Below are 578 nucleotides of genomic sequence, written 5' to 3'. Positions count from 1 at the left end.
CTGTCGCCGTCGACCCGGGGGGGGGGGGGGGGGGGGCGGCCGCTCCCCCCCCGACCGTCCTGGGAACGGAGGGAAGGCGCCAGTGAGGGCCGAGTACGTCAAGGACGTGATGACAGCGGGTGTGGTCGCCGTGCGCCCGGACGCCTCGCTCGTCGAGGCCGCGCTGTTGATGCGCACGCAGAACATCGGCGATGTGGTGGTGGCCGAAGGGCAGGACGTGATCGGCGTGCTCACCGACCGTGACATCACCGTACGGGCCGTCGCCGACGGCGCCGAACCGATGACGGTCAGCGCGCGGACGGTGTGTACCCGCAACCCCGTGACGGTGACGCCGGACGACCGGGTGGCTACCGCGGTGACGCTGATGCGCGAGCACGCGGTGCGCCGGCTGCCGGTGGTGGAGAACGGACTGCCGGTCGGCATCGTGAGTCTCGGTGACGTGGCCGAGGTCGAGGACCCCGCGTCCGCGCTCGCCGACATCGGCCGGGCCGAGCCCGACGCCCGTGGTGATGCATGAGCACGGACCAGGCCGCGCAGATCAGCGCCACCGGCGTCACCGTCGACGTCGGTGACGCCAC

At 73.0% G+C, this 578-nt stretch carries 1 protein-coding gene; it reads left to right on the top strand.

Annotation, left to right across the window (positions count from 1 at the left end; translation table 11 throughout):
- Positions 1-82 precede the first annotated feature (82 nt).
- Positions 83-517, top strand: a complete 435-nt coding sequence (locus ABZ281_RS38700) for a CBS domain-containing protein (RefSeq protein WP_356662695.1) — start codon at positions 83-85, stop codon at positions 515-517.
- The last annotated feature ends 61 nt before the right edge of the window (positions 518-578 follow it).

It is taken from the genome of Streptomyces sp. NPDC006265, from assembly GCF_040613555.1.
Classification (GTDB): Bacteria; Actinomycetota; Actinomycetes; order Streptomycetales; family Streptomycetaceae; genus Streptomyces.
Note: the sequence above shows the minus strand (reverse complement) of the source record. Positions and strands in the feature narration are given on the sequence as shown.